A 26,007-nucleotide genomic window follows, 5' to 3' on the forward strand; every position below is an offset into this window, starting at 1 on the left:
CGTCAGTGCTGATTCTATAGTCTCCCCATGCCGGGGTTCCTGAGCAAAATTTTTCCAACAAGAAATGAACGGGAGCTGAAGAGAATCAGCCCCCTCGTTGAACAAATAAATTCGCTCGAACCTTCTGTCAAAAATCTGAACAACGATCAACTCAAGGCGAAGACGGCGGAGTTTCGAGAGCGTCTTGGGCGTGGAGAAACTCTTGATCAGCTCCTTCCGGAGGTATTTGCCGTGGTTCGCGAGGCATCGATCCGTGTACTGGGGATGCGTCACTTTGATGTTCAACTCGTTGGTGGCATTGTCCTTCATGAGGGAAAGATTTCTGAAATGAAGACGGGTGAAGGAAAGACCCTGGTTGCAACCCTTCCTGTTTATCTGAATGCCCTGGATGGCAAGGGGGTTCATGTGATCACCGTAAATGATTATCTCGCTCGCCGTGACTCCGAGTGGATGGGGCAGCTCTACAAATTTCTGGGACTCAAGGTTGGTGTGATTGTCCACGGATTAACAGATACGGAGCGTCGCTCGGCCTATCAGGCGGACGTGACGTATGGAACCAATAACGAGTTCGGTTTTGATTACCTTCGGGACAACATGAAATACTCTTTGGAGTCGTACGTCCAGCGGGAGATGAATTATGCGATTGTTGACGAAGTTGATTCGATCCTGATCGATGAGGCGCGGACGCCACTGATCATCTCCGGTCCGTCCGAAGAATCAACCGACAAGTATGCCCAGATTAACCGGATCATTCCACGGCTTGCCAAGGGGGAGGTTCTTGAAGACAAAAAGACCGGCAAAAAAAGCTCCACTGGTGACTACACGGTTGACGAAAAGAGCAAGGCAGCGGTGCTGACGGAAGCCGGCGTTGCTCAGGTTGAGAAAAATTTGGGTATTCCTAATCTGTATGATCCCGAAAATATCGAAATTCTGCATCATGTGAATCAGGCGCTCCGGGCGCATGCCTTGTACAGGAGGGATGTCGACTATGTGGTGAAGGATGGAAAAGTGATCATTGTGGATGAATTTACCGGCCGCCTGATGCCCGGTCGGAGATGGTCGGACGGCCTGCATCAAGCCGTGGAAGCCAAAGAAGGGGTTGCGATTGAAAATGAAAATCAGACGTTGGCAACGGTCACCTTCCAGAATTTTTTCAGAATGTATCGGAAACTTGCCGGAATGACCGGCACCGCTGATACCGAGGCACCGGAATTTGCCAAAATTTACAATCTTGAGGTCATGGTGATTCCCCCTAATCTCCCGATGATCCGACAGGATCTAGCCGATGTCATCTACAAGACGGAAAAGGAAAAATTTAACATGGTGCTGGAGGATATTAAAAAGCGCCATCAAGCCGGCCAGCCGGTCCTGGTCGGAACAATCTCTATTGAAAAATCAGAACTCCTTTCACAGCTTCTCAAGCGTCACGGGATCCCGCACCATGTCCTGAATGCCAAGAACCATGAAAGAGAGGCGGAAATTGTCGCCCAGGCGGGGCGACTGGGTCAGGTGACCATTTCTACCAACATGGCGGGGCGTGGGACGGATATCATTTTAGGGGGCAACCCTGAATTTTTGGCGCGGAGTCGTGTGGACCATGAAAAGGATCCGGGAGGGTTTGAGAAGCTCCTCAAGGAATTGCGCGCGCTTCAGGCGGAGGAGAAGAAAAAGGTCCTTGAGACGGGCGGTCTTCATATCTTGGGGACGGAACGACATGAGTCTCGACGCATTGATAATCAGCTTCGAGGTCGGTCCGGACGGCAGGGGGATCCTGGCTCTTCCCAATTCTATCTTTCGCTCGAAGACGACCTTCTCCGAATTTTTGGTTCGGAACGGATCTCGTCGATCATGGATCGTCTGGGCATGGAGGAGAATGAGGAGATCACGCATCCCTGGATCACCAAGGCGATTGCCAATGCGCAAAAAAGGGTGGAGGGGCACAACTTCGAGATCCGGAAACATCTGCTGGAATATGATGATGTGATGAACCAACAGCGCCGGACCGTTTATGGGATGAGGCGCGATTTTCTTAAAGGGGAGGGGACCCGAGAAAAAATTTTGGACATGATCGATCTGGAGGTGACGAACCTGGTTGTGTCCTTGCCAGAAAAACCGGTTCGATTCGAGGCGCTTGATCTGGCTGTGATGGAGGAGCCTTTTTACAAGTTTTTTGATTTGAGGATTGATTGGAAGAGTTTTGCCTTGAGTGACTGGTCCCAGGAGACGGTCGGCCGGGCCCTCTTTGATTTGGTTGAGAAATCGTATCAGGACCGGGAGACACGTTTTACGCCGGCTCTGATGAGGGAAGCGGAGAAGATGCTTCTTCTTTCCACACTCGACAACCTCTGGAAGGACCATCTTCTTTCCATGGATCATTTGCGGGAGGGGATTGGGCTTCGGGGCTATGGCCAGAAAGATCCCCTCTTGGAATACAAAAGAGAAGGATTCATTCTTTTTCAGGGTATCATTGACCAGTTTCGCCAATCCGTTCTGGAAAAGCTCTTTCGTGTTCAGGTGAAAGAGGAGAAACAGGTGGTCAGGGCACTGGAGAGAAGTTCCGTCCGTCCCATGACGATGGGGCGCGGTGCGGCGCCAGCGGTTTCACCGCAGCAACACGGAGCTCTACCAGCCCCTTCCGTGGCTCATGCGATGGCAGCGACGCCCCCTCCGGCAGCAGGTCCTGTCCATGTCGAAAAAGTGGGACGCAATGAACCGTGTCCCTGCGGGAGCGGGAAGAAATACAAGAAGTGTTGCGGGGTCTGATTTTTTGACTTGATACGTATAGCTGAAAGAGCTACTTTCAATTTGTGGCGTTATATGAAACAACAACCTTCAATCGTCTAAGTCATCGAATAATATACGATAAAATTAAAAAACTTCAATCGGTTGTCCTTTTTGGTCCGAGACAGACCGGCAAATCAACCCTGCTTGAGGGAATTTTTTCTGAACTTCCAAGTGGCAACCAGATTCGTATCTATTTTCAACTCCCTTCAGAACGACAACGATTTGATGAGGAACCGGAGCTTTTGATTCGCGAAGTTGACGCCAAGAAGGGAGGAGGTCCCTTATTTGTTTATATTGATGAGATTCAAAAGGTTCCGAAGATTTTGGAGGTTCTCCAATTTTTGATCGACAAAAAAAAGATTGTGTTGGCAGCGTCGGGCTCCTCTGCCAGAAAGATGAAAAAAATTGGTACGAATTGGTTGCCGGGACGAATTCATCTTGAACATCTGTATCCCCTGTCCTGGAGGGAGAGTCGGGTGCTTGAGGCGGCGGTTCCTTTAGAGGAATTGCTCCTTTATGGTTCTATGCCAGGCATTTTGGCTAAGAGAGATCTTCGTGCAAGGGAAGAAGACTTGGCTGCCTATGCCCATCTCTATCTCGAGGAAGAAATTCGGAGTGAGGCCTTAATTCGTGACTTGCCACGATTCACGAAATTTTTGAGACTGGCAGCCTTGGAGTCCGGTTCATCACCAAACTATTCAAAAATTGGGTCTCAAATAGGTGTCAGTCACACAACCATTCGGGAATATTTTCAGATACTGGAGGATAGTCTTATTATTCACCGTTTGGACGCCTTTGGCTCGTCACGCGACCAGGTTTTGAGGAGGTCTCGGTATTACTTTTTTGATATGGGGGTAAGAAATGCTGCTGCCCAGTTGGGTCATAGCAGCGGTCTGTTGCCGTTACAGAGAGGGCTCCTCTTTGAGCATTTTGTTCTGCTCGAGGTTGTTTCACAACTGAAGTACAAGTCCGGGCTCTCTTTTTGGAGGACAAAACAGGGTCAAGAAGTTGATTTGGTCATTGAAAAGGACAATCGTTGCATCGCCCTGGAAATCAAGGCAACGCGCACCCCCTCCCGTGGAGACTTAAAGGGGTTGGAGGCATTTTCTAAAAAATACCGGTCGAGTGAGACATTACTTGTTTGCCAGGTAATCAGACCACAGAAATTTGGTTCTCATGTCGCTATTCCATGGCAAGAGCTTCCCGATCGTCTCGGGTTGTAAGATAGAACTATGGAAAGCTTCTTTCGCCTCCCGGATTACGGAAGGCTCGGTTTCAGGGATAGACCCTGCAACTACCAATACATTCCTAATCCAGTTTGCAACTGGATCGTCCTCCAATTTTCTGGACTGGCTGTCATAAGAAGATTAAAACCTAGCTTTGGCCATCCCTCAAGAGGAGTGACCTCGTGAATTCCTAGTTCAAAACCTGCAGTGAAGTGGTCACCATAAAGTCTACTAGCACGATACCCCCATAAGAAAGAAGTCCTGACCGTTTCGTATAATTCCATCGTGAGGGCTTTATGACCAAATTCAAGAAAGGCATTTCCTGCCACATCATTCTCTTCACCTCGTCTGGAATTCCCTTCCGCATCGGTGATTACAACCGGTTTATCATGCGGCTCACCATTAAAACCTAAAACCCCATAGACTTGGGTGGCGAGAAGGGTTTTTTTATCGTCGTTTAAACGCAAGGCCGGTCCAAAAGAGGCGGAAGCGCCGGCTCCGAACCCATTTTGAACTCCAACCGATACTTGAGTGATGGCTGTTAGATCAACTTCCGACATTTCTTCCTCCTTTTTTATTTTTGCAGTTTCTATGCATTGACTTTCAAATCTGAAATCGATCTCGGGTATTAAAAGGTGCTTCTTAGCAGAAAAAAACGTACTCTTTTGGAGTACGATTGAGTGAATGATTTTTTAGCCGAGAAATCGGCTACGGGCGAGAGAAATCAAGCCTGGGAGGAGATTCCCTTATCTTTTTGGTGCGGAATTAAGGTCATCCTCATTTCCCCATCTAAGTCCTTCGATTCATAAATTCGGTGGCGAATTTATTTACTCAGGACTAGTGCTGAACGAGTGATTTTGCGTCCCACTTCGATTGAAGGTTTGTTTTTTTAGTCGCAATATGGCAATCCTATCTTCTTATGAGAGGCGTTGTTAAGGGATTTCAATTTTCAGCGATCACTGCTGGTATTAAAGCCGGCGGAAGGCCGGACTTGGCGCTCATTTGTTCGGAAGTCCCTGCGATTGTTGTGGGAGCGTTCACCACCAATCAGGTCCAGGCGGCGCCGGTGACCGTTTCAAAAAGAAATATCCGTTCGGGGCGTTGTTCCGCGATCATCATTAATAGCGGCAATGCCAATGCCTGCACGGGGGCTCGGGGGCTTCAGGATGCCGAGTGGATGGTCAAGGAGACATCGAATCGCCTCCACCTCCCTCGTCAACACGTTTTGGTCTGTTCCACGGGAAAAATTGGGGAGTGGCTCCCTCGCAAGTCGCTTCATCGTGGAATTCCCCGGCTTGTTAAAGGTCTTTCCCCACAAGGGGCCTCCTCGGTTGCTCGGGCGATCCTGACAACCGATCGGGGGCCGAAGATCTCTTTTTTTGAAGGGAAGATTGGCAAAAAGAAGTTTCATCTTCTGGGAATCGCCAAAGGGGCCGGAATGATTTTCCCCCGGATGAAGAGAGAGGCAACGATGCTTGCCTTTCTGATGACAGATCTCCGAATCGGTCGCCCGCTTCTCAAATCGATTTTTGATCGGGTACTGGATCAGACGTTTCATTGCATCACGGTGGATGGGGATACCTCGACCAATGATACGGTTCTCTTAATTGCCAACGGAATGGCCGCTCCTCTCGCCGTTCGATCCGGCTCCAAAGAGGCGCTTCTCTTTGAAAAGGGGCTTCACCAGGTGATGCAGGAATTGGCGCTGAAAATTGTTCAGGATGGTGAGGGGGCGACCAAGCGGGTTCAGATCGATGTATTGGGGGCTCGGAGTTGGCAAGAGGCTCAGAGAGTGGCGGAGACAATCGCCCATTCCCCCCTCGTCAAGACCTCCTTTTTTGGTGAGGATCCGAATTGGGGACGGATCCTGGCGGCCGTCGGTCGTGGAGCGGTCAGAATTGATCCAGACGTGGTGGATATCTACTACAACAACGTTTGTCTCGTGAAGAGAGGTCTCAGGAGATCGGTTGGGGCAGAGCGGAGGGCTCATCACGTGATGAAAAAGAATGATTTTAGGGTCACGATCGCCCTGCATCAAGGCAACGCTCGCTTCAGTCTTTGGACTAGTGATTTGGGGACCAATTATGTTAAACTCAACGCGACGTATCGTACATAACACCGATGCCTCGAAACCTTTTTGGAAACCTTAACGGTTTAATCTCGAAATACAGTGATCTTGTTTTAGCCGCTTTGATCATCGCCGTTCTCTCGATGATCATCATTCCACTCCCCCCCTGGCTTCTGGATCTGCTCATTTCCGTGAATCTTGCGACCGCCGTAACGATCATCATGGTCTCCCTCTATATTTCAGACGCCTTAAAGATTGGCTCTTTTCCGACCATCCTGCTCATGACAACCCTCTATCGGCTCGCGTTGAACATCGCCGGGACCCGTCTCATCTTGTCTGAGGGGTATGCCGGTGAGGTCATTCATGCCTTCGGTAGTTTCGTTGTGGCCGGGAACTATGTGGTTGGCGGTATTCTTTTTCTTATCCTGACTCTCGTCAACTTTATTGTCATTGCCAAAGGTGCCGAGCGTGTTTCGGAGGTCGGGGCCCGTTTCACCCTGGATGCGATGCCAGGGAAACAGATGTCGATCGATGCGGACCTTCGTGCCGGTATCATCAACATGGAACAGGCGATGGAACGGCGCCAGATCCTTCAACGGGAGGCACAGCTTTACGGTGCGATGGACGGCGCGATGAAGTTTGTCAAAGGGGACGCCATTGCTGCGATTGTGATCACCGTCGTCAACATCATTGCCGGTTTCATTATTGGGGTGATGCAGCGGGGAATGACCTTTGGTGATGCCGTCAAGGCCTACTCGCTCCTCACGATCGGGGATGGTCTGGTTGCCCAGATACCGGCCTTGATCATCTCGGTCTCCGCCGGTGTTATTGTGACACGAGTTGCCTCTGAACAGAGGGAATCGAATCTGGGACGGGATATTATCCAGCAGGTAACCGCCCATCCCAAGGCTATCGGCATTGCCGCCTTTCTTTTTTTGATGCTGCTTTTTGTTCCGGGTCTTCCCAAGCTTCCGTTCCTGATTATGGGGTCATTCCTGAGCCTCCTCGTCTTCATGCTGCAGAGGGGGAAAGAGCAGGCCGTTCAGAAGGCGTTGGAGACCCCCAAGGAAGAGGTTGTCAGAAAGGCGGTTGCCAAACAGGGGGATCAGCTTCCTTTTGTCATGCCGGCGCCGATCTCTCTCGAAGTGGGGGCCGATATTATCCCGTGTGTCGATGATAGCCAGGATGGGGGACGTTTTATCAACGAACTGATTCCGTTATTGCGTCATGGCCTCTACTATGAGCTAGGGGTTAACTTTCCCGGTATTCAGGTGAGGGGACAGACGGTTGATATGCAACCGGAGAGCTATGTGATCAATATCAACGAAATTCCGGTTGCCAAAGGGAGGGTGGAGAAGGGATCGATCCTTGTTGGGGAATCGTTGGAGCAGCTTCAACTTTTCAACATTACCGGGAAGGAGACACTTCATCCGATCGACAACTCGATCGTCACCTGGATCTCTGCCGAATACAAGGAAGTGGCGACCCAGGCCGGTTTTCGGATGTGGGACACGGCCGAATACCTGATCCTCCACCTCTCGCACGTCCTGCGACGTCATGCCCACGAATTTCTTGGTGTTCAGGAGATTCAGACGATGCTCAATGAATTGGAAAAGACGCACCCCGCCCTCATCAAGGAACTGATTCCCAAGGTGATCACCATTTTGCAGCTCTCCGAAATTTTTCAGCGGCTCGTTCAGGAGGATATCTCGATTCGTGATCTCAAGAATGTTTTTGCGACACTGGCCCAATGGGGTGAGGTGGAGAGGGATGTTGTCGCCTTGACAGAGCACGCCCGTGCCGGACTCAAGCGGTACATCACAAACAAATATTCCGGACAGACCGGTTCGCTGGCAGTCTATCTTTTAGATCCTGATATTGAAGAGATGATCCGGAATGCAATCCGCAAGACCGATAAGGGGAACTATCTCGCGCTGGAGCCGGAGGTCACCCAGGAGCTGGTGGAGGCGGTCGGGAAGGAGATTGCGAGTCATCCTCTCCCTCCCGGCTCAAAACCGCCCGTGATCCTGACCGTCTCCGAGGTTCGCCGTTATTTCCGCAAGATTATTGAACTGGAGTTTCCTCAGCTGGCGGTTCTTTCCTACCAGGAGCTCTCAGAGAGTCTTCGGATCCAACCGATTGCCAGGGTTTCGATCCGATCCGCCGCTCAGGCGGCATAGATTCGTTCTTGGCTCACAGGATTTTCAGAATTCCCCACAAAGCGCCGACAATCACCGCAAGGCCCAACAGGGACAGAAGAATCTCGCTGATCGGCCATGATTTTATCTTCATGAGTGAGGTGACGGATCGGGAAGATTCAGGGGAAGGGGGTGGAGGAGGGGGCTCCTCTGACTTTGGGGCAGGAGGCGGTTTTTGTGGCTCGGACGGAAGAGGTTCGAGCTCCTTTGCGGCCTCGAGAGGATTTCGAAAAATCAGGATGATCGTCCCAAAATGGATTCGGTCGCCGTCTCTCAACTCTTTTTTTCGGACCTTCTCCTTCCCCACATAAACACCATTTCGACTCCCCAGATCCTCAACGACAACGGAGTCCAATTTTCGGGTCACCTTTGCATGTTTTCGGGAGATCACATCCGAATCGATTCGAAATTCACAACCTACGTCTCGTCCAATCGTCACCTGCTGGTTCTTTCCCTCCAGGACGAATTTTTGGCCAGACAGGGGGCCTTCCATCACTTCAAGGGAGGGGTGGTTCTCCCGATCGAGCGCCTTGAGAAGTTTTTTGGCCATTTTGATCTCAAGGATGTTTGAGTCCGTCACTTCATAAACATCGTTCTCTTCGAGTGAGGAGGTGGTGAGAAACCGGATTTCATGGGGGCCGGCACGCAGAAGATCCCCGGATTTAAGCAGCGTCTTCTCTTCAGGGGGAAGAGGAACTTCGTTCAAGAAACTCTTGTTTTCGCTCTTTAAGTCAATGACAAAGTAATTCTCTCCATCTCGGAGGATTTCAAGGTGATGCCTCGAGACCTCCGGGCTTTGGAGATAAATAAAACAGTTACGGTCCCGCCCCACGAGGATGCGGGTTTGGTCCATCCGGTAACGCCCCTTTTCACCCGTTTTTCTATTTTTGACAATGAAGGTAGGTCGTATGTTCATTGGTCCAGCAATTAATGACAACCACCCAGTTGTTTAATCCGCCCCTCCGCAAGTCGTGTCTGGTCCGGATATTTTTTCCCAGCGGCCTTTACAAACTGGCAGAAATAGGCAGATGCCTCACGGGACTGGTTTTGAGAATCATAAATTTGAGCCAGATCGTAGAGGCTGGGGGCATGATTCTTGTCGATCCGCAACGCCTCCTGAAGGGTATAGATCGCCTCCTGAAAACTATTTAATGCGATGTAGGTTGTGCCGAGATTGTAGTGGGCCTCCAGAAAGTCCGGCAGGATTTCGATTGCCTTTTTATAGGACGTTTCGGCCTCGCGGTGATTTCCCTGCAGCCCGTAGGTATAGCCTAAATCAAAGTGCGCCCTGGCGCTCTTCGGATTTATTTTGAGGGCTCCCACGAACGTTGAGAGCGCATCTCCATATCGCTGTTGTTGCAGATAGCTTTCGCCAAGGGCAATCAGCGCCTCTTCGGATTGTGGATCGACCCGTCGGGCATTCGCAAAGGACTCCTCCGCTTTGACCGGGTCGCCTTTTTCCAGGTACAACTCCCCCAATTTTTTCCATGGGGCCGGATCGGTCGGCCGTGTTTCGATTGCCAACCGGTAGCGAAGGATCGCCTTTTCCCAGTCACCGAGTTTGCGGTAGGTTTCTGCAAGATCAAGATGGGCATGATAGAGGCGCGCATCAATTTGCGTCGCCTTCTTCATCGCGCCGATCGCCTTCTTCCAGCTCTCTTTCGGGTTTTCATCCTTCCTGGATTTTTCGAGGTAGGTCAGTCCGAGGTTGTACCAGGCATCCGCGAATTTATCGTCGGTCTTCTTCGCCTTTTGGGTCGCCTTGGTAAAATAGGTGATGGCGAGTGCGAACTCCCCTTTGGCCAGATAAACAGTCCCGACATGGTTGTAAGGGGTTGGCCACTGGGGGTCGAGTTTGATCGCCGTCTTGAAATAATCAAGGGCGGGATCGTACTCCGCACGGTACTTGTAGATGAGGCCGACGTTGTTGTGGGCCTCGGCGTACAAGGGGTCTAACTCAGCGGCTGTCTTGAATTCCCACATCGCCCGCTCCAGATCCTGGAGGGCAAGCTGTCTGACCCCCTCGTTGTTGTGAAAGACGGCCAGATCAATCGGAACATGCTTTTTCTTCTTCCCCCACGTGGGAGAAGCAATAAGAACCAGAAGAGCTGTGAGAACCAAGAGCGGTTTTTTTGTCATCGTTTTTCTCCTGCACAACTGTTCAGGTTTTCTATGAATCTTTGATGATACTCCGCCTCGCGGATGCGCCCCTGCTTTGTCAGGAGTTCAAAGGCCCGCTCATGGCTGCCCAAATCGCCAGGGAGAAACTCTGTCACCTTTCGCATTTCGCGGGTCGCCCCCTTGAGATCTCCTTGAGCCAGGTACCCCTCCGAGAGTTGGTAGTCGGTTTCTGCCTTAAGATAAGGTTCAATCTCTTCCGCCTTCTTCTTGGTCAACGCCGGCTTCATGAGCCGGGCCTTTTCGAGTTCCAGGCGGGCCCGTGTGAAAGAGGGGCGAAAATTTTCCCCCTGCATATTTTCAACGAATCCCTGTCGTACGAGGGAGAGCGCAAGACCGAGATAGGCTGGCACAAAATTGTAGTCGTTCCGGATCGATTCCTCAAAACGGCGCACCGCCTCCCGAACTCCTTCCAGGCTCCCACGTCGGAGGGCGATCGATCCCAAGACAAAATACCGAAGTGCCTCATTGGAAAGGGTCTCATGACGGATTGTCAGAAGCTCCTTCTTCTTGACATGGACGTCCGGGAAGGAATCGTTTGCTGCCTCCACAGCGAGTGCGAGGTAGTCGTTGATCGTCCGGGTGCCCGGAAACTCGACATTTCCGGTGAGTCGACGTTTTTCGATCCCCTCCCTCACATCCAGAAATCGCGTGCTGATGTTGATCGCCTGGCCTGTTCGTGAAAACTTGCCTGTGATGACGTAATCGGCGCCCGCCTTTTTGGCGATCTCCAGTGCGGTGCTTGAGTCAAAAAAACGGGGACTCGGGTCGGCAACCGATATGAAGGTGTGTGTCTTCTTGGCCAGTGACAGAAAATCCTGGAGCAGGACAGGAAAGAGGTGGCTGATCCAGTCATCCTGCGAGATCTTGGAACCGTTTTCAAACGGGAGGATCAGGAGTTTATGATTCTTGGAGACCGGTCTCTCGTTTGTCTCGAAGATCGACTTCCAGCAAGGCGAGCCCGACGCCAGGATCGGCCAGCTAAAAAGCAAAAGGAAGATCACTCTTTTCTTGATCATGAGACAACTCCTTAATAGCATAAATTTAGTATTGTTTTCAATTTTTTGGGTTATATTTAAAAAATGGCGCCACCGGCCGAGGACGACCACACCATCGTAAGCCAGCCCCAGGAAGAGTACCCCTGTCTTGAGCTTTTGGGGGGGGGCGGTGTCTCCGGCCGTTTTCCGCTTCATCCCGGCAGTAATCTTGTTGGGCGCCTCTCCGACAGTGATATTGTCCTGGATGATTCCAGCGTCTCCCGGAAACATGCGACGATCCAGATTTCGGGAGACGTGATCACGCTCATTGACCATGGTGGTCGGAACGGAACGCTCGTTCAGGGTCAGAAGGTTCAGGCCGGTGTGGAGATCCCGCTTGACCATGAATTTCGTATTCGGATCGGTGCCTACTCGTTCCGTCTCCTGAGAAAGGCTGCGGCACCTGCCTCTGCTGAAGGGCCTGCCGCTACTCCGCCTCAAAACCAGGAAGAGCTACCCGAAGTCCCTCCTGAAGAAGCTCCGCCCTCCGAAGAGGAGATGCAGGAAGAGATTCCTCAGCAGGAGGTTGCGGTCCCTCGCAAGAGACGTCTGTTTCTGATCCTTTTACTTGTCTTGGGGGTCGTGGTGATCGGACTCGGTGGCTGGAGTTTGTACAACCGTTTGGGAAGCAAGAAGAGGCCGGATCGAAAGGTAGAGAGGAAAGAAAAGATAGAAAAACCGGCTGAGGGTGAGGGGGGAGAGGCCTTGCCTGTTATTGGCGGAGGGGAGGAGCAGCCGGATGGGGCAGAGATAAGACCGGTCTTCCTTGCCTTTTCCTCTCCCCAGATGCCGGTTCGCGTCTTCTTTGGAGAGAAGGAGGTTGGCAAGACACCGTTCCGGATCTCATCAACCCTCGAGTCCGGCAAGTGGTACGAGGCGAAGGCGCTGTTTGAACTTTCGGAGGTCGGTGAAACGGTGGAAGAGACCGCCAAATTTCAGGTGACTCCGGGGGTTGAGTTGATTCCGATCTCCTTTTCGGCACCGATTGGGGTCTTCAAGGTGGCGAATCTCCCGCGGGATGCGGAGCTTTATCTGGAGGGTTATTTTGAAAAAGATCCGACACGGCCGAAGCCGATCAAATTCTCCGAGGTTGTTTTTGGAAAGCCGGTCTATATTCCGTATGGTCAGTATGTCCTGGAGCTGCGCCAGAGCCGGCAACTGGAGGGGTCACAAACGTTCGTGGACAAGATGATCTACCGGCGTGAATTCTTGATCAATACCGAGAAGACAAATTACACGCTCGAGGTGAAGGAGACCGATCTGCCGTTCTTTCCGGTTGAGATTGTGTCAGTCCCGACAGGGGCGAAGGTGTTGATTGACAGTAAGGAGGTCGGTGTCACCCCGTTTCAAGGGATGTTTCCGCTGGGGGAACATCTGCTCGTTCTGAAACGGGACGGTTACAACGATCACTCCCAGCTTATCAAAATGGAGGTGAACACCGCCTTTGTTTCCGAGATCAAACTGGTCACCTCCGAGGCGGGTGAGAGTATCAATCGGGCGACCGAGCTCATCAAGGGGGATCGACCCGGAGAGGCGCTTCCGATCCTGGTTGAGGCGTTTAACAAGAAGCCGACGGAGAGGGAGTCTGCAGAGATCTCTTATCTGGTTGGCATCTGCTACCTCCGTCAAAATGCATTTCAGGAGTCGGAGGATCATTTCAAGAAGGCGATGGTTCATCCTGACTTTAAATCCCATGGCCGCTTGGGTCTCGCAAACCTGACCTACCAGAAAGGGGATCCTGTAAAGGCGCTCCAGCTATTGATTGATGTCCTGATCAATGCGGAGGATGCCGCGGTTCGTTCCAACGCCGGCATCCTGTTTCAACAGCTTTCTCCGCTCAAGTCGGTTTTGTATATTACCTCTGATCCTGAGGGGGCGCTCGTTTTTGTCAACAGTCAGGAGATGCCTCGAAAGACCCCGCTGATTCTCCATGACTTGAGTGTTGGCAGCTACCGGATTGAGGTTAAAAAGGAAGGTTTCTCACCGGCGGAACAAAAGCTGAATTTGGGGATCTCCGAGTTCAGACCGGTGGTGCTTAAGTTGGCGCCGATTCAATAAGTTCCTTATCCGCCTCCGCCAGAAAGCCCTGCTGTCTTGCGGGGATGAATGGTCCGGAGATCCGAAGCATTGGCAGAGGAGGGTCGGTGGCTACGGGGATTCCGCCAAGAAACCCCGCGGTCTTGCCGCGGGAGCTTCATAAATTCATTGTCCCCAACCTAAAAATCTGATAAAAATCAGCCAAATGGCAAAGAAAGAAGACCCCCGGAGCCTGCCGGAAGCAAAGCACCTTGAAATTAAAAATATTTTGGAAACGAATCGGAACCAGGTTATGGGATTGGCACGCCGTCATGGGGCAAAAAATATTCGTATCTTTGGCTCAGTGGCACGGGGTGAAGCACAGCTCGATAGCGATATTGATCTTCTTGTGGAAATGGAAAGTGGAAGGACACTCCTCGACTTGGTTTCTTTTTGGCAGGAGATTGAGGACCTTCTTGGCAGAAAGGTCGATGTTTTAACTGACGGTGGCATTAGCCCTTATCTAAAAGATCAAATTTACTCTGAAGCTGTTCCTCTATGAAAAAGAAAGATCCTGGAATCTATCTTTTGCACATCCGGGATGCACTTGCCAAAATTCTCGAATTTACTAGCTCCGGAAGGGGCACTTTTTTTAAGGATTCCAAAACACAAGATGCCGTGATCAGAAACTTAGAAATCATCGGAGAAGCTGCGAAAAATCTTCCAGACGATTTTCGAGAGATGCACCCTCAAGTCTCCTGGAGAGCTGTTTCTGGAATGAGAGACAAACTGATCCACGACTATTTTGGAGTGAATCTGAACATTGTATGGGAGGTTGTTGAAAAGGAAATACCTTCTTTAAGACAAAAAATTGCAGTCCTTCTGGAAGGGCTCAAATAACTCAGAGTTTTTTTATCTGCCTCGCGAGACCATTTCCGGGGCAGTCGGTCTGTTGGCTTCGGGTAGGCGTGTAACCCCTTTTTTTTGTGATCTCCCGATCCACCTCCCGATGAAGAACAACGTGGTCTCGGACAATCTTTGGGTAGTCGTGTCTCAAAGAGCCGATGAGCCATCGAAGGCTCCTTATTTGGGCCTCGGTGGCGTAATCGGTCTCTCCACTAAAGTTGCCGGCCAACGCGATACCGATCGAGCCGTAGTCAGGATCTTTTGTAATATCGTGCGAGAGATTGGCCTCCTCGGATTCGCCGGCATGACCCCCCACATATCTCAGTTCACGGCCTTGGTAGATCGTTCCATCCCCCAGGATATAAAAGTGGTAGGCAATGTCATCCCATCCACTCCCTTGGGCATATCGTTGTAAGGCGTTGGGGGGGTAATCGGCCGGGAACGCCGTGTGATGGATCACGACATGGTCTATAACCTTTGGCAGCGGTCCCTCGTATCTCTGCCTCTCTATCTCCGGTTTGGGAGGCACCGCCCCCCATGAACCCCGTGGAACAATTCTCTTGCCTTCGCCCATATATAACTCCTTATCTCTGCCCCGGTTGATTGGCTGTATAGAATATGACCTTGTTGGGAAGCGAGTCGAATTCATAATTTTCAGCAAACTTCACAACCTCTCCCGAGGGCAACTGATAATTGGCCGTGTCATAATTGCCTGTATCGAGGTTGATCGCGGAGCGAAGCCCCGGGATCTTCAAGGCGAGATAGGCCGTCTCATAGAGGGTCAGATGGCCTGGAAAATCGACCAGGCCAAAGCTCCCATCTTTAAAGGTCACGAGGAGCCTGCGGTTTGCTGTGCCGGATCTTGAGGTAGACTGATCGACCCTGTTTTCTCCCTCATGGACGAGGAGGTGGGACTGAAACGCATCGCACTTTTGATCGCGGCACCAGTTGTCAAACCGGAAGAAATCAACCGCGTTCAGATCAATTTGCAGTCGTTGATGACTGTCGGGGAGGGTGAATTGGTCCAGATTGGACAGCAAAAAGGCCCCGCTTGCCAAGGCGATCGCCAATCCGTCTACCTTATCAGACAAAAAGTAGCTCTCCGTCCTGCCGTCATTCATCGAGAGGAACGCCGGTTTACGCTCCTCAGTACTGTAGACCGCAGCGGCCCCGGCGGCATAACGCCCCCCATATTTTTTCCTCAGAGAATCTTTCCCAGTCGTTTCGTCAATAGTGACCTCGAGATCGAGCCGTGCCCCTTCAGCAGGCCGGCCCCGGATGATCGTCCCGACTGCTTCTCCATCTCGTCTCAAGCGTTCGAGGTAAAAACCTTGCTTGAGTGGCCTGACCGTTTGATAGTCATAGCCCCTTCCATCAAATTCCTCTTTATTAAAGTTCGTGTTGTTTAGCTTATCGATCCCCCTTCTGATGATATAGGCAATCTCTCCCTTTTTAAGGTGATCCCACGCCTTTTCGTACCAGGGCGTCTCAAAAGGGACCTCTACGCCTAGTTCATTAAGCGCCTTGACGAACCCCTCCCCCTCTTCGTCTGAAAACAGTCGATCGAGATCCTCCTGATGGGCGACGAGCCACTCCGCGACCTTCGTCCCGTGAAAGCGGGCGATTGTTTGATACAGCTTTACTGCATCCCAAGAGTAGTGGGTAGGATATGCGAGGCTTGTCGCCGTGCGGATCCTTCCGGCGATGTTTTGTCGGGTGATCGGTTCCTCGATGGAGAAGAGGCCGATCTGGAAGAGGGTACGATCCCCGAGATTTTCGCGCAGCTGGTTTAGACCGATCCGTGCCTGCTCCATGAGATCAAAATCCGGCAGGGCGGTCGCCGGATAACGTAGCCTGAAATGGCCAAGCAGTTTTTCGGGATCAAAGAGTTCGGCAACGATTCTATCCCTGATCTGGTAAGGGAAAGAGAAATATGAGACGGAATTCGAGACATCGTCTATTAATTTGGTAAGCTCGCCTAACGGCCTCTCCTTTCCTGACAGGGGGGGCAGGTGGAACAGCTCAGCAATCGTGTTCGGTGGAAACGACCTTATCCTTGCAATGAGGGCGTTGCCGAAGTGAGTTGAGAATTGATGCTGCGGTGAGTCACTTCTGATCCTACTGAACATGATGGAGTATTCCTCCAACAGTTTCCTGGGATCTTTTTCACGGTCAATGCCGCTCGCGATCTCGCTTGCGGTCTCCTTCAAGAATCGATCGGAAAAACGGCTACCCCATAAGAGGTCGGGTATCCACCGATTGTCTGGATTCTCCCTCCAGAGCTTGGCAATCCTCTTTGGGGTGATGACCTTTTCAAGGGATCTTTGTAGTAACTCCTTTGCCTCCGGTGCGAGATTCTCGGCCCTCAAATAGGTCTCCGTTACAAGTTGAAGGTCATCAACGGTCCGTACCGTCCGGGGGGCCCTCTTTTGAGAGAGTCGTTCCTCCGAGAGGTATCCTTTTCGTAGTTCATGGGCAAGTGATCGGGTCTTAAGAATCTCCTCCTGATGCCCCGGAGGAAAACCGAATGTCCTGATTTCAGCCTCCCAGCTCGCTATGATATCGTCCAACGATTCAGAGAGACGGACGACCTCATCCAGGTAGTCTGCGAGATCCCCTGTTCGTTGCAGCGTTCGCTCCAGATATTGTTTCCGTGTCTCCCCTGTTTTGAGATCCTGGGGTTTAAGCCGAATCCGGTCCTTTATCTCCTCAATAGAACGGACAAAGATGGATAACATCTCCTGTGGAGGGGGGGGCGTAGGATTTTTCCTAAAGACGGTCGGGCACTGAAATCGTGATGGGACGCGTACCTGTTGAACCAACCGCATCCTGTTCTCCGGGGTTTGGGCAGAGAAGATGTAATCGATAATCGGGAGCCTTAAGTGGAGTTGGGTGTCGAGTCTCTTAAAGAATCGGGCCGCCTCCTCGTCGGTCTGCCCCTCTTTCTTGAACTCCTCATAGAGATAAAGAAACGCCTCGGGGTCGGTTCGATAGAGTTCCGGGAACAGCTCTACAATGAACTCGTCAACGGCCTCGATCCCAAAGGTGTTATTGTTATTGTCTTCAAGGTCAATAAAAGTCCAGACGAGCTCGTCACGAAAGAAGGCATGCTGCCTCGCAATCGAAACCATTTGTGAAAAATCAAACAAGAGGCGCCGGATCTCGCAAGCGTCACGCCTTTCAAACGCTCTGCTGACACGATCGAGCAGCTCATTGGAATTTACTTCGTCGTCATTATACCTTCTGCCATAATCCTCGATCTTGCCCAACCTTTCAGAGGCATTGAAATAGAGCGGGATGACCCTGTCTACATTATTTTTGCTCATAATTTGAGTCCCTGTCTTGTTATCGGACCTAGGCCCGCTTGAGTTTTCTATTAAATTCATTGTCCCCCACCTAAAAATCTGATAAAAATCAGCCAAATGGCAAAGAAGGAAGAGCCGATTCACCTCCCTGAGGCAAAATATCCTGAGATTACAAGGCTTTTGGAGACGGAGGATTTTGAGAAGGTCAATAAAGATTTTGCGAAGACCTATGGGGAGTTAGAAAAGCTAAGCAAATCCAAAGGGATGAAAAAGGCGGCCGATGCCGTTAAGGGGATGAAGGCGATTGAGAAGGCGATCGATCTCTTAAAGAACCTCCTCAAGAGGAAATATGAGATGCAGGAGCCAAAGAAGAAGGGGGTTGCCTCAAAACCATGAGGAACGTTCTCCCCATAGAAATGTTGAGGTGGGAAGCAACTCACCAGGGAAGCGGTCCCGATAATCATAGCGTGAGGGGAATAGGCCCCTTTCGGAGGCAAATATGATTACGGCAATCGATCCGGTAATGCTCAAGAAGAGCGGGACGACAGTCAAGACGAGTTCCGGCTCACAAGATTTTTCACGTTTCATGGGGGCGATGGCCCCGGCCGGTTACGAGGCGACGATGCAGACGACGAATGATCCGAATCAGGCCGCCGTGAGTCATGCCGCGATGACAGGACTCTCAGGTGCGACCGCCTCCTATCATGCCCCGTATTATGGAACGGCCCCTGTAAGTACCGCTTCAACAGGGGGGGGATATCCTCCGATGATGGGGACACAAACAATTCCTCCGCTTGATCCTGGAGCAGCCTCAGCGGGTGGCGGCATGATCCCGCCAGGCGGCGTTGGAAGTGCGGCCTCCGGGGCGATTGCAAACCCGAGTCAGGACTTTCAGGAGAAGAGCCAACTCTTAAATCAGATGTATGATTCTTCGCTCAATATGTTATTTTTACAGGCGCAGGTTCAGGATCAGAATAGAGAGTTTACGCTTGCCTCAAATATGTTGCAGAGCCGGGATCGGACACTCCACAACATGATTCAGAACATGAGAGGCATGTAATAGGCGGAATGTTAAAGAAGACTTTTGGGGGAGGGGGTTTTGGTTCCAATAGATCGCCAAGGATTGGTCCTTCTGATGGAGGCCGGATATGTCTATCTGGGCCTTACCCTGTTTGATGAGGCTCGCGAGGTGTTCGAAGGGATTACCGTTCTTGCCCCCAACAATGAAATCCCTCATGTTGCGATCGGGACCTCCTTCTTTGCACAGATGAAATACGACAAGGCGGTGCAGTCGTATCGGAAGGCGCTCAAGATCAAACAGGATAGCGCCTATGCAAGGGCGTTTCTCGGAGAGGCGCTCTTCTTTCTGGGGAAGAGGGAAGAGGCACTTTCTGAACTCGAAAAGGCGCTCCTTTTGGATCCCCAAGGGACCTCGGGTGCCTTTGCCAAGTCTCTGAAGGATGCAATCAAGAACGGGTTTGTGCCTCCACCCCATGCGGGCAAGCACTAAAAGAGCTGTTTTTGAGGATAGAGAGGTTGTAGAATAATAATCATGGAGCGTTGTCTCAAGATTTTTATCCCCCTTATTTTCCTTGCCGTTCTCGGCTGTCAGAAGATTGACCTGCACCATGGCCTCACGGAGATTGAGGTGGATGAGATCATGAATCTCCTCCACCAAAACGGGATTGATGCGGTCAAGGAGAAGGAGGTTTCAGGTCAGGAGATCTCGTGGAAGGTCTCGGTCAAGGCGGGGCAGATTCACGAGGCGAGACGTTTTTTGGTTGCCAACAATCTTCCCCGTCGTAAGGAGCTCGGGCTCTCCGGGGTCTACAAGGAGAAAGGTCTTATTCCGACTCCCGATGAACAGAAGGCACGCTTTCTGCTTGCCTTAAAGGGGGAGATCATCAACTCGCTCGAAAAGATCCCCGGAGTCGTCGATGTCGATGTCGTCCTCAATGTACCGTCTGAGGATGAGTTCTCCGAATTGAATGGACAGCAGAACAGACCAACCGCCTCTGTCATTGTCCGGATCCGTTCCGAGAGTGATTCCAGTGATATGACAGAGGGGAAAATCCAGCGATTTGTGGCGAATGCGGTTCCATCGCTCAATCCCAATGATGTGACCGTCATTATCTCAAGGGGGGGAGGGCCCAGGACGACCTCCGGCACCCTTTTTCCATCGACCGGTGGTTCCTCTCTTCCAACAACCGATTCGCAGGCCTCCACCCGGCGTGCGGAAAAGAGCGGCCCTCATGTGGAACTCCTGGGAATCAAGATTCAGGAAGGGTCTGTCGGCAGGATGAGGATTATTTTTATATTTTTGCTCCTGGTCCTGGTCGTCTTGTCGGCAGCCCTTCTCGTCAGTATTGTCCGTTTCAATAAAATGAAGCTGAGGGTTCAGAAGGGAATGCCTGTGGAGGCGGTCCCTATGGGAGCGGGGCAGCAATTTTTGGGGGGTGGGGAGGCAGCAGGAGGGGGGGCAGAAGGGACATTTGATATAGGAAGAAAGGGTTAAGGAGGGGCAACTTGAGGGGGTGTTTGCCACGATACTTAGGGTGAAGGGTTAGTTTTATGAATCAGATTCGTATAGATGCCAATCGGGTTAAATTTGAGGCGCGAAACAACCCTCCACCGGAGGTTGCAGAAAAAGGCTCTAAATTCTGGAGGTTTATGCGTGGATTCAGCGCCTTGGCAGCCCCGGTTGGATTTGCCTCGTCCGCATTTTTTCCCCCAGCAGCGCTCATTGGGGCCTCAGCCTACGGTCTGGGTCAGTTTGGCAGTTATAAAGATTCAACCAAAAAGGCGGAACATGAGGTGCCTTATGCCCCTTACTATCCCGGCCTGAACACCCCTGCCGGTGGGCCGGTCTCGGCCCCGATGCCACTTGCGATTGATCCGGTGCAGGATCCAATCAATATTATCGTAAACCGGCAAGAGGTCGCCAACGATATGATCGGGAGGATCAGATGATACGACGAACAGGTGATACAACCCCGCCTCTGACGGTTGTTGGAGGGAACCAGACGGCTCCTGGTGCAGGGAGCGGCGGTCCACCTCCTGCGACCAATGATGAAAGCCGGGTTGTCATTGATTCAAGCAGACCGGATATCAGCTTGGGACAGGTGGTTGGTGGGTTGCAGATTCAGGGTCAGGCACTGGAGAGAACACTTTATTATGTTCGGCAGATGATACCGTCTGAGACGATGAGAGACAGTTTCTGGGATATGCTTTTGAACGATCCGGGGATTGCGGGTAGTGACGTAAAGCACCGTGTTGCTCGTGACCTGGCAATGGCGGATCATGAAAAAAAGGGGAATCCAACAGGTTAGCTGACTGCGGTCTCCCACCCTTCAAGGTGGCGACTCAAAACCGCAAGATTTCCCTCCTTGAAACAGATCTGAAACAAGGCCAATTTAACCATTTGAAAATAAAGTAGTTATTGTCTAGCCTCTTTGGCTCTATTGGCACGAGAACTGCACACTAACGGGGGAGGGGAGGATTACTATGGTCCTGAAGCTGCTCAGCAAAAAGCCAAAGTTGTTTGAATCAAAGCTTGAATCAAAAAAGGAAGAGAAGGGATCGGCTGGGGCAGGCCACCTCTCCCCAAAAGAACAGAAAGATATCCAGAAGAGAAACAGCCTCGTGGAGCAGTACCTCCCTTATGCCACCTCCATCGCCGGGAAGGTGATGCAGACGCTCTCTTCGGTTGTCGATTTTGATGATGTCATGTGCAACGCCCGCCTTGGTTTGATTGAAGCGGCCAAAAAATTTGATCCGACCATGAACGTCGATTTCAAGACATTCTCTTATTATCGAATCAAGGGGGCGATCTACGACGGCCTTCGCAAGACCGGTTGGATCCCCCGTTCCCTCTACGCCAAGATCAAGTTTGAACAGGCGAGTAATGAATATCTGCAATACATGGCTGAAAAGCAGGGGGCGGCGGCCAAGGTTGCGGAACAGGAGATGGGGGAGCTTTATGATACCGTGAATTCACTCGCCTCGATCTACGTTATCTCCCTCGATGCGGCCGAAGACGGACAGGAGATTGAGGATACCAAGAACAAGGATATCGAGCAGTCAGCGGAATTTCAACAGGTCAAACGACAGATGAAAGAGGCGATCGAGTCGCTCCCGGACAAGGAAAGAAAACTGATCAAGATGTATTATTTTCAGAACAGGACGCTGGAGGAGGCGGGGCGCGTATTGAATCTCTCGAAATCCTGGACCTCACGCCTTCACGCGCGTGCGCTCGAAATTTTATTCAAGAAGATACAGACCAAGATGAGGACAGGCGTTTTTGAGATGGGGGAGGAACAGCCCAAGAGAGGGGAGGGATAACCGTATGGATCCCGTTATTGCGAAGACATTGACCGAAACAGTCCGGCCCTCCGGTGAGGGAGCGGCTCCCATCAAGCCCCAAACGGGCCTTGATTTTGACAAACTGCTTCAGGAGCAGATGGGACAGTCGGAGAATACGCAGAAGATGATTGAAGGGATGTTTGGGACTCAAAGTGAGGGAGGCTCCTCGCTGAAGGTTATGTCGGGAGAGGGCGTGACGGTTGATCCCGACAAGGTGGCGGGTGCCAAGAGAAGTGATCTTCTGCATGTCTTGAACGACGTCAATCGAAGTGCCCTGCAGATGGACCAGATGATTGAAATGGTGACATCGGGCCAGAAATTCAACCCCCAGGAGTTGTTGGCGATCCAGGCGGGAGTTTATCAGATCGTTCAGGAAGTTGATTTGACCGGGCAGATTGTGTCGAGTGCGGATCGGGCCCGCAACTCGTTATTGAACATACAGATTTAAGGAGAAGGAGAATCTCAGAGTGAAAGACCAGATGAGACAGGAGATGTTGGCGGGAATGGCGTCGGTTCTATCCGGTGCAGACGGGGAGAAGCTTTTCCGCTTTGCGGCCCCGAAAGAGGAAGAACCATTAAGGCGTCTGTTTCAACGGTATCTCCGGAATCCGGTTGATCGCGAGGCGCTTCGCCTCAAGCTTGAAAACTGGGAGCGCTTTGGGAAGCGAATGGCGCTCGAGGAGATCCATCCCGGATGGATTTTGGAAAAATTACGTGGAGAGTCCCCCCGGCTCTTGAGTCTCTTGCCCCATTTTCTCTCTTCGTCCAAGACCGAGGCGCTGCTCCACCAACTTAATTTTGAAGAGCGCCAGTTCATTTCGGAACCGGCGCGCGACCTCTCACCCGGGCTTCTCGCAGTGGTCCGTTCTTTGATCGAGAAAAAAATTGGAGAGCCCGCTGTCCTCAAGTCGGACGAGCCGTTCTCTTTCGATCACCTTTCCTGTCTCCGGAGCGGTGATCTTCAGGCCCTCTTCAAGGATCTGGGGCAGGAGGAGTTTTGTCGCGCCTTTGCCCATGTTGATGGGCAAATTCAAAGGGCGGTGCTGACCCGGTTTTCATTGGGAGACGTCAGGGAGATTCGGCGTCGGCTCAAGGCGTCTGAATCTGTCACGACAGAAAAAAGAAGGCAGGCGCAGAGGCACATCCTCTCTCTTTCGTTTGGAGAAGTCTCACCGGACCATCTTTTACGGGATATCGGTTTTTCCGTTTTTGTGCGAGCCGTCTCATTAGACAAGATCGATTGGGCCGATTCTCTCTGCCAAAAATTATCCGTGACGGATGGCTACGGACTGAAGCGATTGCTCCAGGAGAAGAGGATGAAGGGGGAAGAGGGGAGCAAGGAATTGTGCGATGAAATTATGGGCCGGCTCTACGTGCTTGCAACGCAGGGGAAGATTCAACGTTATTGGAAGGAAGAGAGGGAGATCGAGCCGACCGTTTTTTTGCAAGAGGAGAGGATTTAAATGGCATCCCGAATCATTAAAGGAGAGGGAACGGGAGAGTATTTTGATCCGACCGTTTTGGAATGGAATTCCGAACGGAAGGTGATTCCCGGAGAATTTTTGACCGCCTCTGAAGAGGCCAGACAGCTGATCCAGAAGGCGAAGGAAGAATCAGCCAGAATTTGCAAGCGGGCTGAGGCGGTCCTGGCCGACGCCGTCCGTGAGAAGGAGGAAGAGCGGGAGAGGGGATATCGGGAAGGTTATGAAGAGGGGCAGGCGGAGTTGGCGGAACGCCTGGTTTCCTTTGAGGCGGAACGTGAAAAGGTGCTGGCCGGCCAGGAGAAAGAGATTGTGGAGATGGTTCTGGAGATTGCCGAGAAGATTGTGGGGAATCAACTGGAACGCGGAGGGGTCGCCTCGGTTGTTCGCCAGGCGGTTTCCAAGGCGGTTGGAGAGCGGCTTGTTATTCATGTCCATCCCGATGACCTTCAAATATTGGAAGCGATCAAGGATTTTGGGCCCCTGACACTTCTCGGAGACCCGGCCGTAACACCGGGAGGCTGCCTCATTGAATCGGAGCTTGGAACGGTGGATGCCCGGCTGGAAATTCAGTGGAAGGCGATTCGGAAGGCGCTTGGGATAGAGGAAGAGAGATGACAACGATCAATTTATCGAAATACAGAAAAAATATCGTTCAGGCGACGACGGTTCAGAACAAGGGGCGTGTGACAGAACTGATTGGTCTCGTTGCGCGTGCCGTTGTTCCAGGGGTCAAGGTCGGTGAGCTTTGTATGATTCATCCGGGAGGGGAGAAGGAACCGGTTGGTGCGGAGGTGGTTGGATTTCAGGGGAGCGAAGTTCTTTTGATGCCTTTGGGCGAGCTGGAGGGGATCTCCCCCGGGAGTGAAGTTGTCCCGACGGGCGATTGTCTCAAGGTGAAGGTTGGCCCGAATCTCCTGGGACGAGTCCTCGATGGGCTCGGAAATCCGATTGATTCCCTTGGGGTTCTGGAATGCGACGAAACTTATCCGGTCCATCGTGAGCCGCCCGATCCGATGAAAAGGGCACGTGTAACGCAGCCGATCTCTGTTGGTGTGAAGGCAATGGACGGACTGTTGACCGTTGGTGAAGGTCAAAGGCTTGGCATTTTTGCAGCGGCGGGTGTCGGAAAGAGTACCTTGATGGGGATGATTGCGCGTCACTCGGATGCGGATGTCAACGTGATCGGTTTGGTCGGCGAGAGAGGTCGTGAGGTCCGTGACTTTCTGGAGGTCGACCTCAAAGAGGATGGGCTTAAAAAGTCGGTGGTCGTTGTTTCCACCTCTGATCAGCCGGCCCTGACCCGTGCCAAGGCGGCTTACGTTACCACGGCGATTGCGGAATATTTTCGCGATCAGGGGAAGAAGGTCTTTTTAATGATGGATTCGGTGACCCGCTTTGCCCGTGCCCTGCGCGAGATCGGACTCGCAGTCGGCGAACCACCGGCCCGTCAAGGTTTTACACCGTCTGTTTTTTCAACACTGCCCCGGTTGCTGGAGAGGACCGGCAATTCAGACAAAGGGTCGATCACCGCCTTTTATACGGTCCTGGTATCGGGGGATGACATGAACGAGCCGGTCGCGGATGAGACGCGGGCGATTCTCGATGGACATATTGTCCTTTCGCGAAATCTTGCGGCGCGGAATCATTTTCCGGCGATTGATATCTCCGAGAGCATCAGCCGCGTCATGAGCACGATTGTTGACGCCGAGCATCTGGAGGCGAGCCGGAAGTTGCGTGAGGTCGTCGCCAACTACGAGAAGGAGCGGGATCTGATCCTGATCGGTGCCTATGAGGCCGGGAGCGATCCGCGTGTCGACTACGCGCTCGAAAAGATTGAAGAGGTAAACAGCTTCTTGAAACAGGGGATCGATGAGAAGATTTCGATTGAGGAGACGACCGATCAAATGAAAGGGATCTTTGGCGCATGAAACAGCCTCGCTATCGATTACAGGTGTTGTTGGATCAGAAGGCCCGGTTGAAACAGAAGGCCGAGATCAGGCTGGCACAGACGATTGCGAGACTGGAGGCCGAAAAGAAGAGACTTCGCCGGTTTGAAGAGGAGAGGGAGGCGATGATTGCCAAGAGAAAAGAGGTCCGGTTGGAGCTTCACCAACGGGTCTCGACCGGCAAGGCACGGATCAAGGATGGGAGTTACGGCATTCATTATTTGAAGAGGCTTGAAGAGGAGCAGAAGCAGAAGGAGGCCCAGATTGAGAATCAGAAACGTCTGATCCTCGATTGTGAAACGGAGGTCAAGCGGGCACGCAGAGATTATATCAATGCCGTAAAGGAGTTGCGGATCATGGAGAAGCACAAGGAGCTCTGGTGGAAAAAGGCCCAGCTGGAACTCTTGCGGCACGAGGAGAAGGAGATGGACGAGCTCGGGAATATCATCCACCAGCTCAAAAAAAGTTTTCAGGGAGAGGACGTTCGACGGAGTTAA

The 26,007-nt window shown here is 51.8% G+C and carries 25 protein-coding genes; 19 read left to right on the forward strand and 6 right to left on the reverse strand.

Annotation, left to right across the window (positions count from 1 at the left end; genetic code table 11):
• Positions 1-27 precede the first annotated feature (27 nt).
• Both secA and HYT77_01155 read left to right on the forward strand, forming a co-directional pair.
• Positions 28-2,763 (forward strand): preprotein translocase subunit SecA, encoded by a 2,736-nt coding sequence (gene secA / locus HYT77_01150; protein ID MBI2066605.1) that lies wholly within the window; start codon positions 28-30, stop codon positions 2,761-2,763.
• Between the two features lie 44 nt (positions 2,764-2,807).
• Positions 2,808-4,007 carry an ATP-binding protein gene (locus HYT77_01155; protein ID MBI2066606.1) on the forward strand — a complete coding sequence of 400 codons (1,200 nt, stop codon included), beginning with the start codon at positions 2,808-2,810 and terminating at the stop codon, positions 4,005-4,007.
• 71 nt (positions 4,008-4,078) lie between these two features.
• On the opposite strand, the gene HYT77_01160 is transcribed toward HYT77_01155, so the two are convergent.
• Positions 4,079-4,570, reverse strand: a complete 492-nt coding sequence (locus HYT77_01160; protein MBI2066607.1) for a hypothetical protein — start codon at positions 4,568-4,570, stop codon at positions 4,079-4,081.
• A 359-nt stretch (positions 4,571-4,929) separates the two neighbouring features.
• Here HYT77_01160 and argJ point away from each other — a divergent pair, with 359 nt between their 5' ends.
• On the forward strand, positions 4,930-6,126 hold the full coding sequence (argJ, locus tag HYT77_01165) for a bifunctional glutamate N-acetyltransferase/amino-acid acetyltransferase ArgJ (protein ID MBI2066608.1): 1,197 nt from the start codon (positions 4,930-4,932) through the stop codon (positions 6,124-6,126).
• A gap of 5 nt (positions 6,127-6,131) precedes the next feature.
• Entirely contained in the window at positions 6,132-8,258 is a 2,127-nt protein-coding gene (gene sctV, locus HYT77_01170) for a type III secretion system export apparatus subunit SctV (GenBank protein MBI2066609.1), read from the forward strand.
• A gap of 13 nt (positions 8,259-8,271) precedes the next feature.
• On the opposite strand, the gene HYT77_01175 is transcribed toward sctV, so the two are convergent.
• The 3 genes from HYT77_01175 to HYT77_01185 are packed head-to-tail and all read right to left on the reverse strand — an operon-like array spanning position 8,272 to position 11,473.
• Entirely contained in the window at positions 8,272-9,192 is a 921-nt protein-coding gene (locus HYT77_01175; protein MBI2066610.1) for an FHA domain-containing protein, read from the reverse strand.
• Between the two features lie 11 nt (positions 9,193-9,203).
• Positions 9,204-10,415, reverse strand: coding sequence for a tetratricopeptide repeat protein (locus tag HYT77_01180; protein MBI2066611.1), 1,212 nt, complete (start codon positions 10,413-10,415; stop codon positions 9,204-9,206).
• Positions 10,412-11,473 carry a hypothetical protein gene (locus HYT77_01185; protein MBI2066612.1) on the reverse strand — a complete coding sequence of 354 codons (1,062 nt, stop codon included), beginning with the start codon at positions 11,471-11,473 and terminating at the stop codon, positions 10,412-10,414. The genes HYT77_01180 and HYT77_01185 overlap by 4 nt, the downstream gene beginning before the upstream one ends.
• A 63-nt stretch (positions 11,474-11,536) precedes the next feature.
• Between HYT77_01185 and HYT77_01190 the strand changes: the two genes are divergently transcribed.
• From HYT77_01190 to HYT77_01200, 3 genes are all read left to right on the forward strand, one after another.
• Positions 11,537-13,549 (forward strand): PEGA domain-containing protein, encoded by a 2,013-nt coding sequence (locus HYT77_01190; protein MBI2066613.1) that lies wholly within the window; start codon positions 11,537-11,539, stop codon positions 13,547-13,549.
• A gap of 184 nt (positions 13,550-13,733) precedes the next feature.
• On the forward strand, positions 13,734-14,069 hold the full coding sequence (locus HYT77_01195) for a nucleotidyltransferase family protein (GenBank protein MBI2066614.1): 336 nt from the start codon (positions 13,734-13,736) through the stop codon (positions 14,067-14,069).
• On the forward strand, positions 14,066-14,407 hold the full coding sequence (locus tag HYT77_01200) for a DUF86 domain-containing protein (protein MBI2066615.1): 342 nt from the start codon (positions 14,066-14,068) through the stop codon (positions 14,405-14,407). Before HYT77_01195 ends, HYT77_01200 begins: the two co-directional genes overlap by 4 nt.
• 1 nt (position 14,408) lies before the next feature.
• On the opposite strand, the gene HYT77_01205 is transcribed toward HYT77_01200, so the two are convergent.
• Positions 14,409-14,987, reverse strand: a complete 579-nt coding sequence (locus tag HYT77_01205; protein MBI2066616.1) for an N-acetylmuramoyl-L-alanine amidase — start codon at positions 14,985-14,987, stop codon at positions 14,409-14,411.
• Positions 14,988-14,997: 10 nt separating this feature from the next.
• Entirely contained in the window at positions 14,998-17,739 is a 2,742-nt protein-coding gene (locus tag HYT77_01210; protein MBI2066617.1) for a hypothetical protein, read from the reverse strand.
• Between the two features lie 96 nt (positions 17,740-17,835).
• Between HYT77_01210 and HYT77_01215 the strand changes: the two genes are divergently transcribed.
• The 12 genes from HYT77_01215 to HYT77_01270 all read left to right on the forward strand — a co-directional run bounded on the left by HYT77_01215 (position 17,836) and on the right by HYT77_01270 (position 26,007).
• A complete protein-coding gene (locus tag HYT77_01215; protein ID MBI2066618.1) occupies positions 17,836-18,114 on the forward strand; it encodes a hypothetical protein in 279 nt (92 codons plus the stop codon).
• Positions 18,115-18,217: 103 nt separating this feature from the next.
• On the forward strand, positions 18,218-18,778 hold the full coding sequence (locus HYT77_01220) for a hypothetical protein (protein ID MBI2066619.1): 561 nt from the start codon (positions 18,218-18,220) through the stop codon (positions 18,776-18,778).
• A gap of 39 nt (positions 18,779-18,817) precedes the next feature.
• Positions 18,818-19,228 (forward strand): tetratricopeptide repeat protein, encoded by a 411-nt coding sequence (locus tag HYT77_01225; GenBank protein MBI2066620.1) that lies wholly within the window; start codon positions 18,818-18,820, stop codon positions 19,226-19,228.
• 42 nt (positions 19,229-19,270) lie between these two features.
• The gene (locus HYT77_01230; protein ID MBI2066621.1) at positions 19,271-20,233 is read left to right on the forward strand and encodes a hypothetical protein; all 963 of its coding nucleotides are present in this window, start codon (positions 19,271-19,273) and stop codon (positions 20,231-20,233) included.
• Between the two features lie 56 nt (positions 20,234-20,289).
• A complete protein-coding gene (locus HYT77_01235) occupies positions 20,290-20,688 on the forward strand; it encodes a hypothetical protein (GenBank protein MBI2066622.1) in 399 nt (132 codons plus the stop codon).
• Complete coding sequence (locus HYT77_01240) at positions 20,685-21,047, forward strand: hypothetical protein (GenBank protein ID MBI2066623.1); 363 nt, start codon at positions 20,685-20,687, stop codon at positions 21,045-21,047. The genes HYT77_01235 and HYT77_01240 overlap by 4 nt, the downstream gene beginning before the upstream one ends.
• A 175-nt stretch (positions 21,048-21,222) precedes the next feature.
• Positions 21,223-22,059: a sigma-70 family RNA polymerase sigma factor gene (locus tag HYT77_01245; protein ID MBI2066624.1), complete on the forward strand. Its 837-nt coding sequence runs from the start codon at positions 21,223-21,225 to the stop codon at positions 22,057-22,059.
• A gap of 4 nt (positions 22,060-22,063) precedes the next feature.
• The gene (locus HYT77_01250) at positions 22,064-22,528 is read left to right on the forward strand and encodes a hypothetical protein (protein ID MBI2066625.1); all 465 of its coding nucleotides are present in this window, start codon (positions 22,064-22,066) and stop codon (positions 22,526-22,528) included.
• Between the two features lie 19 nt (positions 22,529-22,547).
• Positions 22,548-23,543 carry a hypothetical protein gene (locus HYT77_01255; protein MBI2066626.1) on the forward strand — a complete coding sequence of 332 codons (996 nt, stop codon included), beginning with the start codon at positions 22,548-22,550 and terminating at the stop codon, positions 23,541-23,543.
• A complete protein-coding gene (gene sctL, locus HYT77_01260; protein MBI2066627.1) occupies positions 23,544-24,179 on the forward strand; it encodes a type III secretion system stator protein SctL in 636 nt (211 codons plus the stop codon). It abuts the gene before it with no gap.
• The gene (gene fliI / locus HYT77_01265) at positions 24,176-25,492 is read left to right on the forward strand and encodes a flagellar protein export ATPase FliI (protein ID MBI2066628.1); all 1,317 of its coding nucleotides are present in this window, start codon (positions 24,176-24,178) and stop codon (positions 25,490-25,492) included. Before sctL ends, fliI begins: the two co-directional genes overlap by 4 nt.
• Positions 25,489-26,007 carry a hypothetical protein gene (locus HYT77_01270; protein ID MBI2066629.1) on the forward strand — a complete coding sequence of 173 codons (519 nt, stop codon included), beginning with the start codon at positions 25,489-25,491 and terminating at the stop codon, positions 26,005-26,007. Before fliI ends, HYT77_01270 begins: the two co-directional genes overlap by 4 nt.

This window comes from Deltaproteobacteria bacterium (genome assembly GCA_016180855.1).
Lineage (GTDB): Bacteria > UBA10199 > UBA10199 > JACPAL01 > JACPAL01 > JACPAL01.